16 protein-coding genes and 1 pseudogene are annotated in these 14102 nt (G+C 69.4%); 6 read left to right on the top strand and 11 right to left on the bottom strand.

All coding sequences use genetic code 11. The features are described 5' to 3' along the window. Nucleotides 1-107 precede the first annotated feature (107 nt). Entirely contained in the window at nucleotides 108-275 is a 168-nt protein-coding gene (locus OHA25_RS37755; protein ID WP_327581698.1) for a hypothetical protein, read from the top strand. A 119-nt stretch (nucleotides 276-394) separates the two neighbouring features. On the opposite strand, the gene OHA25_RS37750 is transcribed toward OHA25_RS37755, so the two are convergent. From OHA25_RS37750 to OHA25_RS37730, 5 genes and pseudogenes are all read right to left on the bottom strand, one after another. Next, nucleotides 395-1324, bottom strand: a complete 930-nt coding sequence (locus tag OHA25_RS37750; protein ID WP_327591096.1) for a tyrosine-type recombinase/integrase — start codon at nucleotides 1322-1324, stop codon at nucleotides 395-397. A 2-nt stretch (nucleotides 1325-1326) separates the two neighbouring features. Then, complete coding sequence (locus tag OHA25_RS37745) at nucleotides 1327-1704, bottom strand: hypothetical protein (RefSeq protein WP_327581697.1); 378 nt, start codon at nucleotides 1702-1704, stop codon at nucleotides 1327-1329. A gap of 500 nt (nucleotides 1705-2204) precedes the next feature. Beyond that, the gene (locus OHA25_RS37740) at nucleotides 2205-2372 is read right to left on the bottom strand and encodes a TetR-like C-terminal domain-containing protein (protein WP_327581696.1); all 168 of its coding nucleotides are present in this window, start codon (nucleotides 2370-2372) and stop codon (nucleotides 2205-2207) included. 182 nt (nucleotides 2373-2554) lie between these two features. Next, nucleotides 2555-2650: pseudogene (locus OHA25_RS37735) on the bottom strand (TetR/AcrR family transcriptional regulator); the annotation flags it as partial. 483 nt (nucleotides 2651-3133) lie between these two features. Further along, nucleotides 3134-3763 carry a TetR/AcrR family transcriptional regulator gene (locus OHA25_RS37730; RefSeq protein ID WP_327581695.1) on the bottom strand — a complete coding sequence of 210 codons (630 nt, stop codon included), beginning with the start codon at nucleotides 3761-3763 and terminating at the stop codon, nucleotides 3134-3136. 106 nt (nucleotides 3764-3869) lie between these two features. Between OHA25_RS37730 and OHA25_RS37725 the strand changes: the two genes are divergently transcribed. After that, nucleotides 3870-4901 (top strand): aldo/keto reductase, encoded by a 1032-nt coding sequence (locus OHA25_RS37725; RefSeq protein ID WP_327581694.1) that lies wholly within the window; start codon nucleotides 3870-3872, stop codon nucleotides 4899-4901. A 128-nt stretch (nucleotides 4902-5029) separates the two neighbouring features. On the opposite strand, the gene OHA25_RS37720 is transcribed toward OHA25_RS37725, so the two are convergent. Both OHA25_RS37720 and OHA25_RS37715 read right to left on the bottom strand, forming a co-directional pair. Then, a complete protein-coding gene (locus OHA25_RS37720) occupies nucleotides 5030-5854 on the bottom strand; it encodes an MBL fold metallo-hydrolase (protein WP_327581693.1) in 825 nt (274 codons plus the stop codon). A 17-nt stretch (nucleotides 5855-5871) separates the two neighbouring features. Then, nucleotides 5872-6189 (bottom strand): hypothetical protein, encoded by a 318-nt coding sequence (locus OHA25_RS37715; protein ID WP_327581692.1) that lies wholly within the window; start codon nucleotides 6187-6189, stop codon nucleotides 5872-5874. 168 nt (nucleotides 6190-6357) lie between these two features. On the opposite strand from OHA25_RS37715, the gene pdxR reads away from it, so the two are divergent. Continuing rightward, complete coding sequence (gene pdxR / locus OHA25_RS37710) at nucleotides 6358-7788, top strand: MocR-like pyridoxine biosynthesis transcription factor PdxR (RefSeq protein WP_327581691.1); 1431 nt, start codon at nucleotides 6358-6360, stop codon at nucleotides 7786-7788. Between the two features lie 9 nt (nucleotides 7789-7797). On the opposite strand, the gene OHA25_RS37705 is transcribed toward pdxR, so the two are convergent. Both OHA25_RS37705 and OHA25_RS37700 read right to left on the bottom strand, forming a co-directional pair. After that, complete coding sequence (locus tag OHA25_RS37705; protein ID WP_327581690.1) at nucleotides 7798-9153, bottom strand: FAD-binding oxidoreductase; 1356 nt, start codon at nucleotides 9151-9153, stop codon at nucleotides 7798-7800. Between the two features lie 408 nt (nucleotides 9154-9561). Next, nucleotides 9562-9873: a MarR family winged helix-turn-helix transcriptional regulator gene (locus tag OHA25_RS37700; protein WP_327591095.1), complete on the bottom strand. Its 312-nt coding sequence runs from the start codon at nucleotides 9871-9873 to the stop codon at nucleotides 9562-9564. Between the two features lie 54 nt (nucleotides 9874-9927). Between OHA25_RS37700 and OHA25_RS37695 the strand changes: the two genes are divergently transcribed. Both OHA25_RS37695 and OHA25_RS37690 read left to right on the top strand, forming a co-directional pair. Next, entirely contained in the window at nucleotides 9928-10806 is an 879-nt protein-coding gene (locus tag OHA25_RS37695) for an MBL fold metallo-hydrolase (protein ID WP_327581689.1), read from the top strand. Nucleotides 10807-11149: 343 nt separating this feature from the next. Beyond that, entirely contained in the window at nucleotides 11150-12196 is a 1047-nt protein-coding gene (locus tag OHA25_RS37690; RefSeq protein ID WP_327581688.1) for a hypothetical protein, read from the top strand. A gap of 141 nt (nucleotides 12197-12337) precedes the next feature. Here OHA25_RS37690 and OHA25_RS37685 read toward each other — a convergent pair whose 3' ends face one another. Next, the gene (locus OHA25_RS37685; protein WP_327581687.1) at nucleotides 12338-13207 is read right to left on the bottom strand and encodes a GNAT family N-acetyltransferase; all 870 of its coding nucleotides are present in this window, start codon (nucleotides 13205-13207) and stop codon (nucleotides 12338-12340) included. 72 nt (nucleotides 13208-13279) lie between these two features. On the opposite strand from OHA25_RS37685, the gene OHA25_RS37680 reads away from it, so the two are divergent. After that, complete coding sequence (locus tag OHA25_RS37680) at nucleotides 13280-13474, top strand: hypothetical protein (protein ID WP_327581686.1); 195 nt, start codon at nucleotides 13280-13282, stop codon at nucleotides 13472-13474. Nucleotides 13475-13744: 270 nt separating this feature from the next. Here the strand turns inward: OHA25_RS37680 and OHA25_RS37675 are convergent, their stop codons facing one another. After that, on the bottom strand, nucleotides 13745-13981 hold the full coding sequence (locus tag OHA25_RS37675) for an AAA family ATPase (RefSeq protein ID WP_327581685.1): 237 nt from the start codon (nucleotides 13979-13981) through the stop codon (nucleotides 13745-13747). Nucleotides 13982-14102: the final 121 nt, after the last annotated feature.

Genomic DNA, 14102 nt, shown 5'->3' with positions numbered 1-14102 from the left:
GTGGGGGGAGCTTCTTGCCGCGGTACCAGCCTCGGAGGCGGTCCACCATGCCCGGACCCCGGTGCGGCCCGTCGAGCACATAGCACAAAACCCGGATCCTCCTCACAATGCCGGCGGCGGTGGAGGTTGCCGCGAGAGTCGCGGAGAAAGCAGGGACATTGGCTGGACTCGACCGTGAGGCGGCGTTCTGTGAGCTGAGCGATGCGCCGTTTGCTGAGCACCGCGGCGACGACCCGATCCAGGTCGTCCTGGTCAGTGCGGCTGTCCAGCGCTGAGGCCGCGGCGGCCGGTCGCGGCCCATGCGGCTTGTCGGCGAGGCCGAAGAAGCGATCCCAGGGGATGGACGTTGTCAGCCGGGTCATCGGACACTCTGCCTTCGGGGATAGGGGTCGAGTCAGTGGCGTCGGCGGCCGGGGTCGTGCTCGGCGAGCGCGGCGGCGACGGCTTCTGCGCTGGATTGGACGTAGATGCCGAGGGTGCGCAGGTTCCGGTGGCCGGACAGGGTCATGAGCGTGGAGGACGACCAGCCGTCCTCGCCCAGGTGGGTCAGGCGGGAGTGGCGCAGCTGGTGGAGGGTGTAGCCGGCCCCGGTCGGGTCGATGGTCTTGGTGGCCTGCTTGAACAGGTACTCGGCACGCTCATAGGACAGGCGGGCGCGGCCGGTGACGGGACACAAGTCGGCTCCGGCGGGGGTTCGGGCCGGGCCGGGCCGCCGGTCGGTGAGGAAGACCGGGCCGCGGGTGCGGCCGGCGAGCAGGCGGGGCAGCAGCCGGGCGGTGCCGGACTGCCACAGGATCCAGTCGGTGGTGCCGCCCTTGCGGCGTACGCGGCCGCGCTTGGCCTCCAGCAAGAGATCGCCGACATCGAGCCCGAGAACCTCGACGGAGCGGGCCGCGCTCTCGTACAGCAGCCGGAAGAGGGTCTTGTCACGCAGCGGCAGGTCGCGGCGCTGCCACAGGGCCTCGATCAGGTGCCGGTCGATGACTTTGGTGCCGTCGGAGTTCTCCCGGCGCCGCTCGACCAGGGCGGTCAGGTCGGTCATGCTCCACCGGGCGGTGGCCCAGGTGGTGAAGGAACGCAAGGCGGAGCGGTGGCGGTTCCAGGTGCGGGCGGCTGCGTTCCCCCACGCCGCGGTGAATACAGCTGTCGTCTGCTCGGCCGTCAGGTCGGTCAGCAGAGCGCCGTCCCCGAGCTCCGTGCGCAGGCAGGTCAGAGTCTGACGGTATGAGCGCAGGGTGTCGGCGTCGAGGTCCCGGCGGTTCAGGAACGTGGTGGCGGCGTCGGCCAGCGCCGGGCCGCCGGTGAGAGGCAGGACCTTGGCCATCGTCACGGAGATCCGAAGTCCTGGGCGTTGCAGAAGAGGAACTCCGCGTCCATGAGGGCATTCATCGCCGCGGTCAGCGGCGCCTGCACATGCAGCGCGGGCTCCAGGCGGTGGTGGGCTTGGACGTCCATCCGCTCGTGTGTAGCGTCCTCGGCGCCGTTCAGGTCGTAGACGAGCTCGGGGTCGGCCTCGCCGAGCAGGAGCCAGAATTGGTGGGCCTGCACGATGACCGGCCCGTCGTGATCGAGGGCCGCCACCAGGTCAGGAGCCAGCAGCCAGGTGGTGTGATGGTGGTCGGCCAGCACACAGGTCAGCAGCGCGATGTCCGTCGGATCGACGGTCACCGTCTCGGCCACAGCGGCCGCGGACAGGAAGCTCATCACCGTGCGGGTTCGGGGATCACCGGCGGGCTCCTATGTGACAGGGAACGTGTTGCCATCGACCCTAGAGGTGTCCGGCGGAACCGCTGGTGGAGATCAAGGAAGGATCTTTTATGTGACAGGGAATGGTCACTTCCCTGTCACATCTGTTCCAGCGCGCGGCGAGGGTCAGCCGTCCCGGACGTGTCAAGGCCGCGGGGCCGGGTGGGCATGTTCGCGCTGACCAGAGATTTCTCTGCTGCATTGATCAGAGTCGGTCAACATGCCGGTTCTCCTCCCGTACGCGCGACACGGTCAAGAAAGGCGGCCGGCGGTTCCGCTCGCCGTACCGTTGGGCCGATCCTTGGCTGGTCGATGCGCCAAGCGCAACTGATTTTCCGGCGCCTGTCTCCCACCTCGTTGTCTCCGCACGTCGTCCACCGCGCGTCGACCTGAGCAGAGGCTAACGCCGGCGTACGCCGGCCCTCCTCATAGATGCGGTAATGCGCGTTCAAGAGCGGTCAGGTCACCTCGGCCATCTCGGCAGGGGTCCGGGAACACCCGCCCTGAAGCCAGTCGACGGCCACACCGATCAGCGCGCCGGCCGTGAACGCGGCCGCGACGTCATGCGGGACGCGCTCCGTCCACTCACCGGTGTCGGCCGCGGCCAGGTGGTCATGGATGGCCACGGCGATGCGGTGGCGAAGAACGCCGCAAGCGACGGGATCGCCTCCTGCGCCAGGTCCGCCGATGGGAGGTCGGGGGCCGGCAAGGACTCGATCAAGCCGTCGATCATCGCGGTGCAGGCGTCCTCAGCCAGTTCGTGGACGTCCCGGTAGTGGTCGTAGAAGGCCGACCGGCTCACTCCGGCACCTTCGGCGACATCGGAGACGCTGATCCGGGACAGATCCCGCTCCTCGACCAGCTGAATCAGCGCGCGTGCCAGGGCTGATCGCGTACGGCGCACGCGCCGGTCGCCCGATGAGTGGCCTTCTGTCCACACGTGCAGCCAGGCCGGTCAGCCAGGCCACCCGCTGGGCCAGCAGCGGGTGCGGGACGATCTGACCGGTCTGCTCCACGATCGCGCGATGTGCGGTGCAGGTCGCCGTCGCGGTGAGCCTGCTCATGCACTCACCGGCCCCGCCTCGCTCAGGCCGAAACTGACGAGTAGCACCGGCATTGGCTGGCATCTGGCCATGCTCGACGACCGGCACGCCCGCATACCTGGCACCCGCACCCCTGGTCCCTGCCGTCACTGTCAGTGACTGCAAGGCTACCCATAAATGGCCCTGGCGGGTAGAACATGTGAACGACTTGATGCCCACCTCACCCTGACCTGCCTGGCCAGAACCGGCCATCGCCCGCCGCGCCGCGGGCGTGAGGGCTCAGCTCAGCGGCGTCGCGAGACAACCGGATCGGCGGGCACCTCACCAATGGCCGGGCTGGATGATCATGTGCGGGGTCTGACTGTCTTCGCGTCGTCTGCCGCGAGGGGGCCGGCCCCGGCTGGCCGGTATCGGAGGCCGTCGACGAGCAGGGCGATCATGCGCTGGGTGTAGCCGTCATCGTCTGGTGCGACGATGTCGTTCATGGCCCGCAGCAGATCATGCGGGGCGAGATCAGAGCGGATGTCGCCGGATGCGGCGGCTGCGTCCAGCAGCTTTGCCAGGACAGGGACGAAGCGCTGGTGGAAGTATTCGGGCAGGCTTTCGTAGGCGGGGTCGCCGGAGTGCAGGGCGGTCTTGAGGCCACGCTTGGCCGCGACGAACGCCGCGAAGCACTGCAGCCACTGGGTGAGGGCTTCGACCGGCTCGTACTGCTGCGAGAAGGCGGGCGCGGCCTCGGCGCAAGCGTCGACGTCGCGGCGGAAAACGGCGGTGATGAGGTCCGAACGGTGCGGGAAATGGCGATAGAAGGTGCCCGCCCCCACCCCGGCCTTGGCAGTGATCCGTCGCACGGGGGCGTCCACGCCCTCTGACTCGAAGACCTCGGCGGCCGCGGTCAGCAGGGCGTCCAGGTTGCGCTGCACGTCGGGTCGCACGCGGCGGGCGGGCGGGTTTCCGGGCGGCTGATGGGTCATGGTGTGGGTTCCCCTTGCAATACGGAACGGAGTTCCGTATTCTCTGACTGAACGGCGTTCCGCTTTCAGTCTAGCGGGACCAGCATGCCCACACACAAGGAGAACCATGCAGTACCGCACCCTCGGCCGGACCGGCATCAAGGTCAGCCCCTACGCGCTCGGCGCGATGATGTTCGGGGCCGCTCCCGGCAACTCCGACCACGACGACGCGATCCGCATCATCCACAAAGCGCTGGACGCGGGGATCAACTTCGTCGACACCGCCGACGCGTACTCGCGCGGCGAGTCCGAAGAGATCGTGGGAAAGGCGCTCAAGGGACGTCGCGACAACGTCGTCCTCGCCACCAAGCTGCATCTCCCGATGGGAGACGACCCCAATCAGCGAGGCAACTCAAGACGCTGGATCATGACCGCGATCGAGAACTCGCTGCGTCGCCTGCAGACCGACCACATCGACCTCTACCAGATCCACCGGCCCGACCCCGACACCGATATCGAGGAGACGCTGTCCGCGCTCTCGGACCTGATCCACAGCGGTAAGGTCCGGGTGATCGGGTCGTCCACGATGCCCGCCTCCGACATCGTCGAAGCCCAGTGGGTGGCCGAGCGGCGCGGCCTGGAACGGTTCCGCACCGAGCAACCGACCTACTCGATCCTCAGCCGCGGCATCGAAACCGAAGTGCTGCCCGTCGCCCAACGCTACGGGATGGGCACGCTGGTGTGGAGCCCGCTCGCGAAGGGAATGCTCACCGGACGCATCCGCAAGGGTCAGCAGACGGACCTCCGCCGCGCCACGCTCTTGACGAGCTTCAGTGACGAGCGTCGGCTCGATGCCGTCGAACAGATCATTCCGCTCGCCGAAAAGGCGGGCTTGCCGATGACGCACCTCGCGATGGCGTTCGCGATCGCTCATCCCGGCGTGACCAGCGCGATCATCGGGCCGCGCACGATGGAGCAGCTCGACGACCTGCTCGCCGGCGTCGACGTCACGCTTTCCGACGAGATCCTCGACCAGATCGACGAGATCGTTCCGCCCGGCACCGATGTCGGCGCGCCCGACCAGTCCGCCTACCGTCCCCCGTCTCTCCAACGCCCGGCCCTCCGCCGCCGCCCCGTCGGTGAACGAGCCGCCGCCTGACCGCATCACCTCACCGCTCCCGCGCGACGGGAGCATCCGCAGGGCCCGCCGTGCGTCCCGTCCCGAGGAAAGATCACTCGACTGGTCCCCCGCTTCGGCCTTCGGGGAGGATCGGACGTGGCCGACGCTCAAGGTCCGCCGCGGGACGTCCCGTCGCGCTCGCTTCTTTGGGCGAGGCTCTGGAGTTGCCCTGTGTGCACGTCGCTCACCCATTCCCAGCCGGGCTTGGCCGATGGGCCGATCCGCGGGTCGCCGGAATCCCGGCCGTCACGCAAGGCGTGCACGTACGCCCGATCTCGATTGATCCGTGCGCGTACCTGATCAGCTCCGCCGACGGACCCGTGGCCAGGGACGACGACATCGACATCGTCCGCCACCTCCTCGAGCAGCCGCAGCGCTGCGAGGTAGTCCTCGATCGGGTCATTGGTGCTGTTCACGTCGTCGAGCATCGGAATCAGGACATCAGAGAGCATGTCGCCGGCGACGAGAACCCCGAGTTCTTCGATCAACAGCGCCGCGTGGCCCGGGGCATGCGCTTGATGCTCGATGATCCGGACTTGAGGGCCGTCCCAAGGAATCTGCGCAGTTTCGGCGGGCAGGCCGGTGATGAGGCCGAGTAGGTCCAGCGGTACCTGACCGGCGATTTCCGTCTCGAGCAGGTGGTCGGCGATGCGGGCCTTCGCACCTGCGTCCGACAGCAGATCTCGCATATAAGCCGCGCAGCGCGCCGTGCCGTAACGGGGCACCTCGCCGAGCCGGGCGTGCCAGAGCACGTGATCCCAATCCGGATGCGTCGAGAACCCTGCCACAACGGACTGACCCAACTCGCGAAGGTCGTTCGCGAGGCAGTCGATCTCGGAGCCGGTCACCCCGGGGTCGATGAGCAGCACACCGGCCCGGCCCTGCACCACAACGGCGTTGCTCTGCACGAACTCGCTCTCGTGGACCAGCACACCCTCCGCTACCTGCCTCAGCACGGGCACGCCTCGCAGTTCAGGAACGTGACGTCGTCGGCGGGCGTGGCATCCTCGGGGTGGTGGGTGAGTACGAGGATCGGTCCTTTCCAGTCGCCCCCGTACGGTCGGGCGTCATTGTCGATGTCCCGGCCGTCTCGACCCCCCAGCACGGCGCCGGTGGTCTCGATGTATGCGTCGATCAGGCCTGGACGAGATGACATCCGGGTCATCCCGTCCGTGGTGTGGTTCGGCACTGCCACGAAGCCGTCCAGGGACATCGTGAAGTGCCAGAGCACCTTCCCGCCTGAGGTCTGCGGCTCAATGTCGATCATTCGTCGCCTCCTGCGAATCTGCTCGCGGTTTGTGACTTGTCGAAGAGAGATGAGAGATAGCCCCAGTCCCCGTGCCCCCGGTCAGCAGCTCATCTGGATAGTTCGCCAACGACCACTCAGCCTGGCAGGAATTGGTACACGCGGGTAAGGTCCGATCCTGTGGGGCGATTGAGGACCAATTCCGGGCCGGCCGAGGACCTGCTCATCGAGCTGGACCGCGATGCGGGGGTGCCACTGCACCGGCAGATCGAGGCGTCCATCCGCGCAGGCATCCGGGCCGGCCGGCTGCGAGCGGGCGCGTCGCTGCCACCCACCCGCACCCTCGCGACCGGGCTCGGGGTTTCCCGCGGGGTGATCGTGGAGGCCTACCAGCAGCTCGTCGCCGAGGGCTACCTCGCCAGCCGATCGGGCGGTTACACCCAGGTCGCCGCGTCGATGCCGCCGGCCGACGCCGGCGCGGGCTCCGCGGCTTCGACGGCGCAGCCGGCCGCGCGCAGCGTCGGCTTCAGGGTCGACTTCGGGTACGGGCGCACCGACGTGTCGCAGTTCCCGCGGACAGCCTGGCTGCGCTCGGTTCGTACCGTGCTCACCACCACGCCCAACGACCGGTTCGCCTACCTCGACGGGCGTGGCGTGCCGGAACTGCACGGGGCCCTGTGCGACTACCTCAACCGGGTGCGCGGCACGCTGGCCGTCCCCGGCAACATGGTGATCTGCAACGGCTACGGGCAGGGCATCGCGCTGCTGATCCAGGTGCTCGCGCGGCGCGGCGCCAGGCGGATCGCCCTGGAAGACCCGTCGTCCGACGACGACGCCCGGGTGCTGGCCGGGGCCGCGGGACTGGACGTGGTCGGCATCCCGGTGGGTCCGGACGGCATTCAGGTCGACGCGCTCCATCGGGCCGACGCCGACGCGGTCGTGCTCACGCCGTCGCACCAGTGGCCAACCGGCGGGGTGCTGTCGGCGGCGGCCAGGGCCGAGGTGATCCGCTGGGCGAAACGCCGCGGCGCGATCGTGATCGAGGACGACTACGACGCGGAATACCGCTACGACCGCTCGCCGGTGGGCGCTATGCAGGGCCTCGCGCCCGATCACGTCGTCTACTGCGGTACGGCCAGCAAGACGCTCGCGCCGGGGTTGCGGCTCGGCTGGCTGGTGCTGCCTGCCCACCTGGTGACCGACGTCTCCACGGCCAAGCTGCTCGCCGACCGCGGTTCGTCGGTCATCGACCAGCTGACGTTCGCCGACTTCCTCGCACGCGGCGAGTTCGACCGTCACCTGCGCCGGATGCGTCCGGTGTACCGGCGCCGCCGCGACGCGCTGCTGGACGCCCTGCGCACCCATCTGCCCGAGCTGGAACCGGCCGGAATCGCCGCCGGGCAGCATGTGGTCGCCTGGCTCCCGCCCGACCTCGACGAGGCGGCGGTGGTGGCGGCAGCCGCCCGGCACGGGCTCGGCATCCAGGGCGTCGGGCCGTTCCGGATCGCCGGCGCCGGGCCCGGTGGCCTGATCTTCGGCTACGCCATCCTCAGCGAGAGGGCCATCGCCGAGGGGGTCGCGCTGCTGGCGACGGCCATCCGGGAGGTACGAGGATCCTGACGCGGCCCGTCACAGTGCCGGACGGATGTTCTGGTTCAGGTGGAACACGTTGGCCGGGTCGTACGCGGTCTTCACCGCGGTCAGCCGGGCCAGCTTCGCGGCCGAATACGCCCGCCGTACGCCGCGCTGCCCATCGGCCAGCTCGTCGGCCGTCAACGAGTTGACATACACCCCACTCGCGTACGGCTCGAGCGACGCACCGGCGGCGCGGGCGGCACCCATCCTGACGTCGTCCTCGGCCGGGTCGCTCCAGCGGGAGCCGGCACCGAACTCGAACATCGTGCCGCGGTGACTGAATGCCGCGTCTGCATCCGGGACATCGGCGATCGCGCCGCCGTGCGCCTGCAGGCCGACGCCCGGCAGGTCCGGGCTCGCGCTCAGGTCGGCGCCGCCGCGCAGCAGGAACGCCTCGATCGCCGCGGTGGGAAAGCTCCGCAGGTAGTGCCCCTTGGAATAGCGGCGGTAGGCGTGACCGCCGGTGGAGTCGTCGCGTTGCTGAAGTTCGAGGTACGACGGTGTGGTGACGCGCGACGCGACGGGACGCCCGAGCGACCGCATCGCGGGCAGCAGCCGGCGGCCCTCGTCCGGGTCGCCGACCCACACGAACCCCAGCGTGGCGATCGGGCCGGCGGGACCGCTGCCGACGCTGGCGGTGAACGTCGCCTGCCGGGGCGCGACGGCGTTCAGGTCGCGCCAGCCCTCGATGACCGGGACGGCGTCCTCAGCGCGGAAGTCGAACTCGGCGACCAGCGTCCGCGTGCCGATGCGATGCAACTGGAACTCGAACTCGGTGACGATGCCGAAGTTGCCGCCACCGCCGCGCAGGCCCCAGAACAGGTCGGGGTTCTCGGTGCGGCTCGCGGTCACCACGTCCCCCTCGGCGGTGACCATCGTGTAGGAGACGACGTTGTCACAGGCCAGGCCGTACTGGCGGGCCAGCCAGCCCATGCCGCCGCCGAGCGTGAGCCCGCCGACGCCGGTGTGCGAGACGTTGCCCGCGGTGGTCGCCAGGCCGTACGCCTGGGACGCCCGGTCCAGCGCGCCGAGCAGCGCGCCGCCCTGCACCCGGGCCCGGCGACGGGCCGGGTCGATCCGCACGCCCCCCATGAGCGTCAGGTCGATCATGAGACCACCGTCAGGCACGGCGAAGCCGGCGACGTTGTGGCCGCCGCAGCGCACGCCGATCTCCAGGTCCAGTTCCCTGGCCATCCGCACGGCGGCGACCACGTCGGCGACGCCCGCCGCGCGGACGATCATGCGTGGACGCCGGTCGACCATGGCGTTCCAGATGGTACGGGCGGTGTCGTAGCCGGCGTCGCCAGGAGCGAGGAGCCGGCCGTCGAAGCGGGTCGCTGTCGTTGTCATGCCACTCAGCCTGACAGGAATCGGTACACTCGATAAGGTCCGATCCTGTAGGCCAATTGAGGACCAATTCAAGGGCCGCTCGAGGATCTGCTCATCGATTTCGCACCCGCCCAAACGAGTGGGGTCGCCGCAGGTCACGGTGCGCAACCGCGCAACCCGCCGAGGGCAGTTTTCGGTCCGGGCGCTCGGGGATGAGTCCGGCGCTCTGCGGCACGATAACGCTGAATCGAGCGTTTGCACAGGTCGCATCGCTTGCTACATGGCCGCCCGGGAACTCCCGGTCACGCACGGTCGCCTGGCTCGATTCTTACCGGCATCCCGTGGAGATCGGCGACCACGTGATGCGGCCGATCCCGGGACGGCCGGGGAGGCTTCGGATAAGGAGTCCCTGAAGATGGTCCCGAGGGATCAGTGGACGACGGCGCGGGCGAGGAGGTGTTGCAGGGCGTCTTGCTCTTCGGGGGACAGCGGGGCCAGCGGGGAGTCCTTAGAGAGCAGATCCAGGAGGCGCTCGCGGAGTTCGGCGCCCGCGGACGTCAGGACGAGTTGCTTGGCGCGGCGGTTGCCGGGGTGTGGATGGCGTTCGAGGTAGCCCTGTTCCTCGAGGCGGTCGGCGACGAAGGTGGCGTTGGAGGGCTCGCAGCTCATCCGTTCGGCGAGCTCACGCAACGTCATGGGACCGGTCAGCTCGCGCAACGCGACGCCCTGCGAGGCGGTCAGGCCAAGCTCCTGTGCCGCCGTCCGGTGGTGTCTCTCTGAGCACGAGGCAGGAACATGGCCACGACGACCGTTTTCGACCGCGCGCGACTGAGCCGCGCGCCCCGCGTCCGCTCGCTCCAGTTGGGCGACCTAACGATCACGTACGTCCCCGACGGGGTGGTCCGGCTCAAGCCGCGCGGCTGGTTGCCCGCCGCCACCGCCGCCGACTGGGCCACCCACCGCGACCACCTCGACGACGACGGCTTTCTGGTCGCCGGGATCGGCGGGCTGCTGGTCGAGCGAGGCGACCGGGCGCTGCTCATCGACACCGGGTTCGGACCCGAGTCCCACCCCGACGACCCGGCCAACCCGCTGCTGGGGCGGTTGTACGGCGGTGAACTGCTGGACAGCCTGCGGCGGCTGGGCCGTACGCCGGAGCAGATCGAGGCCATCGCCATCACCCACCTGCACAGCGACCACCTAGGTTGGACCTGGAGCACCGCCCCCGGCGACGACGCACCACCCTTCGCACACGCCGCTCATCTGGTCGCGGCGCCCGAGTGGGAGCGGCGCGACCTCGCCGCCGAGCAGCGGCTCGCCGTCATGGAACCCCAGGTCCGCACGATCGGGGACGGCGAAGAGATCTTCCCCGGCGTCCGGACCTCCTTCGCGCCCGGACACACCATCGGCCACACCACCTACACCATCACCGGCGGCGACCGGCGGCTCATCGCGTTCGGCGACGCCCTGCACGCGCCGGTCCAGGTCACCCACCCCGAATGGTCCTGTGGGATCGACCACGACCCCGCAAAATCCGCCGAGCATCGCCGCCGCCTGGTCGAAGAACTGAGCCGCCCCGACACGATCGGCTACGGCGGCCACTTCGCCGACGTGGTCTTCGGGCGGGCCGAACCTGGTCCTGACGGCCGGTTCACCTGGATCCCCGTCGCCTGACCGCCTGCCGTCGGCGGCGCGGTCTCCGGAACGGGCCGCGCTCCTGCAACCATGACCACCGGCCAGATCATCACGCGCCCGCGCCTGGGCGGTGTGCACCAGCACACCGGCAGCGCGACCCGCTTGGCCTCCACGGTGTCACTCCCGATGGACAGATCCAGTGCTAGCTCGGATGTCCTGCACCCGGTTGCCCGGCCACGATCGGTACACCGGCCACGACGTCACTGGCAGCACCCCTGCTGATCATGATATTGACGGCTGCCACCCATGCATCCACCGCGGCGTCGACGACCGCCGACGCCAGGCCTGGACAAGCACTCGAAGGCCGGGAAGGAGATGTCTCATGCTGTGGAGGAAGACGGTCGGTGCGCTGGCCTGTGTGCTGCTCGTGCTGACGGGGTGCGGACCGGCAGGCACGGGTGACAATGCGGGAGGCGCGGGTACGGCCGAGCCGATGGTGCTCACCATGGTGGGCATCCGGGACGCCGCGGAGGTGGAGGACTTCGTCGCCCAGGTGGAGCGGCTGTCGGGCGGTGCGGTGCGGATCGAGGCCACGCGCCGCTGGCAGGCGAACGATCCGGAGGCCGAGGCCGGCCTGGTACGGGAGGTGCGCGCCGGCACGTACACGCTGGGCGTCGTCGGAGCCCGGGTCTGGCACGGGCTGGGGGTGCGTTCGTTCGATGCGCTGCTGGCGCCGTTGGAGATCGCCGATCTCACGATGGAGCAGGCCGTCCTGGGCGAGGCCGGGCTGACCTCGCAGATGCTCCAGGGACCCGCGGCGCTGGGGCTGGAGGGGATCGGCATCCTGCCTGGCCCTTTGCGCAGGCCCGCCGGCGTGGAACGGCGCTTCCTCGGCCCGGCCGATTACAAGGGCGCGGGGATCGCAATCTCCGCCGGGGAAGTGGCGGCGCGCAGCCTGGCGGCTTTGGGGGCCACGGCGGTGCCCTACGCGTTCGAGGGCGCGCCGGTGGACGGCTTCGACGGGGTGGAGCTGCAGATCGCCGCCGTGCGGGGCAACGGGTATGACGGGACGCTGCGGTCGCTGACAGCGGACGTGAGCCTGTGGCCGCGACCGCTCACGATCGTCGCAAGCCGCCACGCCCTCACCCCGGACCAGCGCGACCTGCTGCGCCGGGCCGCGCTGGCGGCGGTGCCGGAGAGCATCGAGTTCATCAGGTCCTTCGAGCAGGAGGCGATCGGCGCCCTGTGCCGGCGCGGTGCAATCGAACTGGTGACTGCCGGCCCCGAGCGGGTGCGGAAGCTGCGCGCCGCGTTCGCCCCGGTTTACACCTGGCTGGAGGAGGCCCGCCAGACCAAGGACCTCCTCACCCACATTCGCGCGCTCCGCGACAGCACACCGGCCGAGACGGCCCCCGCCTGCCCGGCTTAAGGAGAGATCCCGTGAGTTCCTCTACGCCTCTTCGGCTTCTCTGGCTGCAGGACCTGAGCTTGTCGGCTGGGGCCAGAAGCCGGATGGCGTCGTACACCGTGGCGTGCGGGCGCCGGACTGGGCGGGGTCCTCCAGGAAAGCTCAAGAAGCGATGCGGTACAGGTCCCGTCTCTTGGGCAACTGCTCGAGGCCGGCCGACTGGTAGGTGGCGACGGCGCTGACGTTGGAGCTCGGCGTGCACACGTCCACGCTGGACGAACCCAATTCCTGGAGTGCGCGCGCTGCGGCGACGGTGATCGCTTTGCCGTAACCGTGACGGCGGTGTGCCTGGTGCACGCCCATCGGCTCGATCAGCCCGGGCTTGCCTTCACCCGCCGACCACACCGTCACGACCGCCACCGCCTCGCCCTGCTCGTTGCGAGCGAGCAGGCACCGCGCGTCGACGTACGGCGCACCTGCCGCCATCGCGTGCCAGCGCTCGTCGGTGAACGTGGACCCGTCGAACGACGCCCGCAGGATCGCGGCCCACTCCTGCGCCTGTTCCGGCCCGATCGCCTCGACGCGTACACCGGGATCCGGCACAGGCGTGCCGAGGTCGCGCCGAAGCGGTGTCCACGGCTCGCCATTCTCCCAGCCGTCCATGAACAACAGGTCCTGGACCAGCGCACCCATCGTCGCCTCGACGTACACCTCGCCCTCGGGCAGCACACCACGCTCAAGCGCCGAGACATCCTCGACCACCTGCTGCGCCAACTCCTCGTCCCGCAACACCTCCGGCGCGAACGCCAGTCGCAGCAACTCCGCACCATCCAGCAGCCCGACCGCCAGAACCTCCCCAGCCCGGCTCCAGATCCGCAAAGCCTCTGCCGTCCGCTCCGCGCCGAATCGCCAGAACCACCCCACATCCCCCGGATGCAACTGCACGGGCCCTCCGTCGTACTGCCACTCCCCCAACACCCGCACCACGTCACGGAGCCCGTCGACTCCCGGCCTGCCCATCTCGATCGCCATCCCCCGATCACACACCACCCCACCGACCCTCCGCACCGGAATTTCCCGTCGGCGGTCACTCTGAACAACGGCATGCAGATGCCGATCCTCGGCTTCGGCGTTTTTCAGGTCCCCGCCGACCAGACCGAGCAGGTCGTCACCGATGCTCTGGCCGCCGGCTACCCCCACCTGGACACCGCCGCCGTCTATGGCAACGAGGAGGCGCTGGTGGCCATCGGGCTGCTGAAGCGGTCCTTCACCACCGCCGAGCCGGCGGCCGAGGTGTAGGGTCCGCGTGATCTGTCGAGAGTGTTCGTCCACGCGGGAGTGTCGAATCCTCTCGTCATGCCGATCCGGCCGCGACCTTGAGTTAAGAAGGTCCGGGTTGGAGGACTCCGGTCACTTCGGCCACGCGCCGAGCCACCCCGGACGCTCAGGGTCCGACTCGAAGCGTTGGTGCCACGTCTCACGGCTGGCGTGCAATTGAACGGAAATGGCCGGCGTACCGGATGGAAGCAGTCCGGCGACCAGTCGGTGCATCTCTGTGGACTGGAACACTCAGGTGATCAAGAGAATGTCAACTTCGGCCGTTGTAGCATGCTCGGCCACGGCACGCAGATTCGCCCGCACCATGGTCGTCATCCGCTCATCGACGCGCCAGGGCTGGTGCTGCCACAGGCTGTCGACGTCGAGCCACTGGACCAGTTGCTGCCCGGCCTGTACCAGGTCCAGGAGTCTCCTGGCCACAGTCGTCTTGCCGACGCCAGGAGCGCCGCCCAACATCACCGCTCGCACCGAGGCACTGTAGTCGCCGCGTGATCACCATCGCCACCGCTTTCCGCAGCACATCGGCAAGCAGTGCGGCAGGGTGGCCGCCAGGCAAGGGTGGACGTTATCGGTCAGTAAAGTGATCACG

Source organism: Nonomuraea sp. NBC_00507 (genome assembly GCF_036013525.1).
GTDB lineage: Bacteria > Actinomycetota > Actinomycetes > Streptosporangiales > Streptosporangiaceae > Nonomuraea.
Note: the sequence above shows the minus strand (reverse complement) of the source record. Positions and strands in the feature narration are given on the sequence as shown.

What these genes read in the sequence shown, in the direction of transcription:
- OHA25_RS37755 (WP_327581698.1), top strand. Translation starts at nt 108, where the DNA reads ATGCCGGCGGCGGTGGAGGTTGCCGCGAGAGTCGCGGAGAAAGCAGGG.
- OHA25_RS37680 (WP_327581686.1), top strand. Translation starts at nt 13,280, where the DNA reads ATGCAGATGCCGATCCTCGGCTTCGGCGTTTTTCAGGTCCCCGCCGAC.
- OHA25_RS37750 (WP_327591096.1), bottom strand. Translation starts at nt 1,324, where the DNA reads ATGGCCAAGGTCCTGCCTCTCACCGGCGGCCCGGCGCTGGCCGACGCC.
- OHA25_RS37715 (WP_327581692.1), bottom strand. Translation starts at nt 6,189, where the DNA reads ATGATCGACATTGAGCCGCAGACCTCAGGCGGGAAGGTGCTCTGGCAC.
- OHA25_RS37705 (WP_327581690.1), bottom strand. Translation starts at nt 9,153, where the DNA reads ATGACAACGACAGCGACCCGCTTCGACGGCCGGCTCCTCGCTCCTGGC.
- OHA25_RS37690 (WP_327581688.1), top strand. Translation starts at nt 11,150, where the DNA reads ATGCTGTGGAGGAAGACGGTCGGTGCGCTGGCCTGTGTGCTGCTCGTG.
- OHA25_RS37695 (WP_327581689.1), top strand. Translation starts at nt 9,928, where the DNA reads ATGGCCACGACGACCGTTTTCGACCGCGCGCGACTGAGCCGCGCGCCC.
- OHA25_RS37725 (WP_327581694.1), top strand. Translation starts at nt 3,870, where the DNA reads ATGCAGTACCGCACCCTCGGCCGGACCGGCATCAAGGTCAGCCCCTAC.
- OHA25_RS37745 (WP_327581697.1), bottom strand. Translation starts at nt 1,704, where the DNA reads ATGAGCTTCCTGTCCGCGGCCGCTGTGGCCGAGACGGTGACCGTCGAT.
- OHA25_RS37730 (WP_327581695.1), bottom strand. Translation starts at nt 3,763, where the DNA reads ATGACCCATCAGCCGCCCGGAAACCCGCCCGCCCGCCGCGTGCGACCC.
- OHA25_RS37685 (WP_327581687.1), bottom strand. Translation starts at nt 13,207, where the DNA reads ATGGCGATCGAGATGGGCAGGCCGGGAGTCGACGGGCTCCGTGACGTG.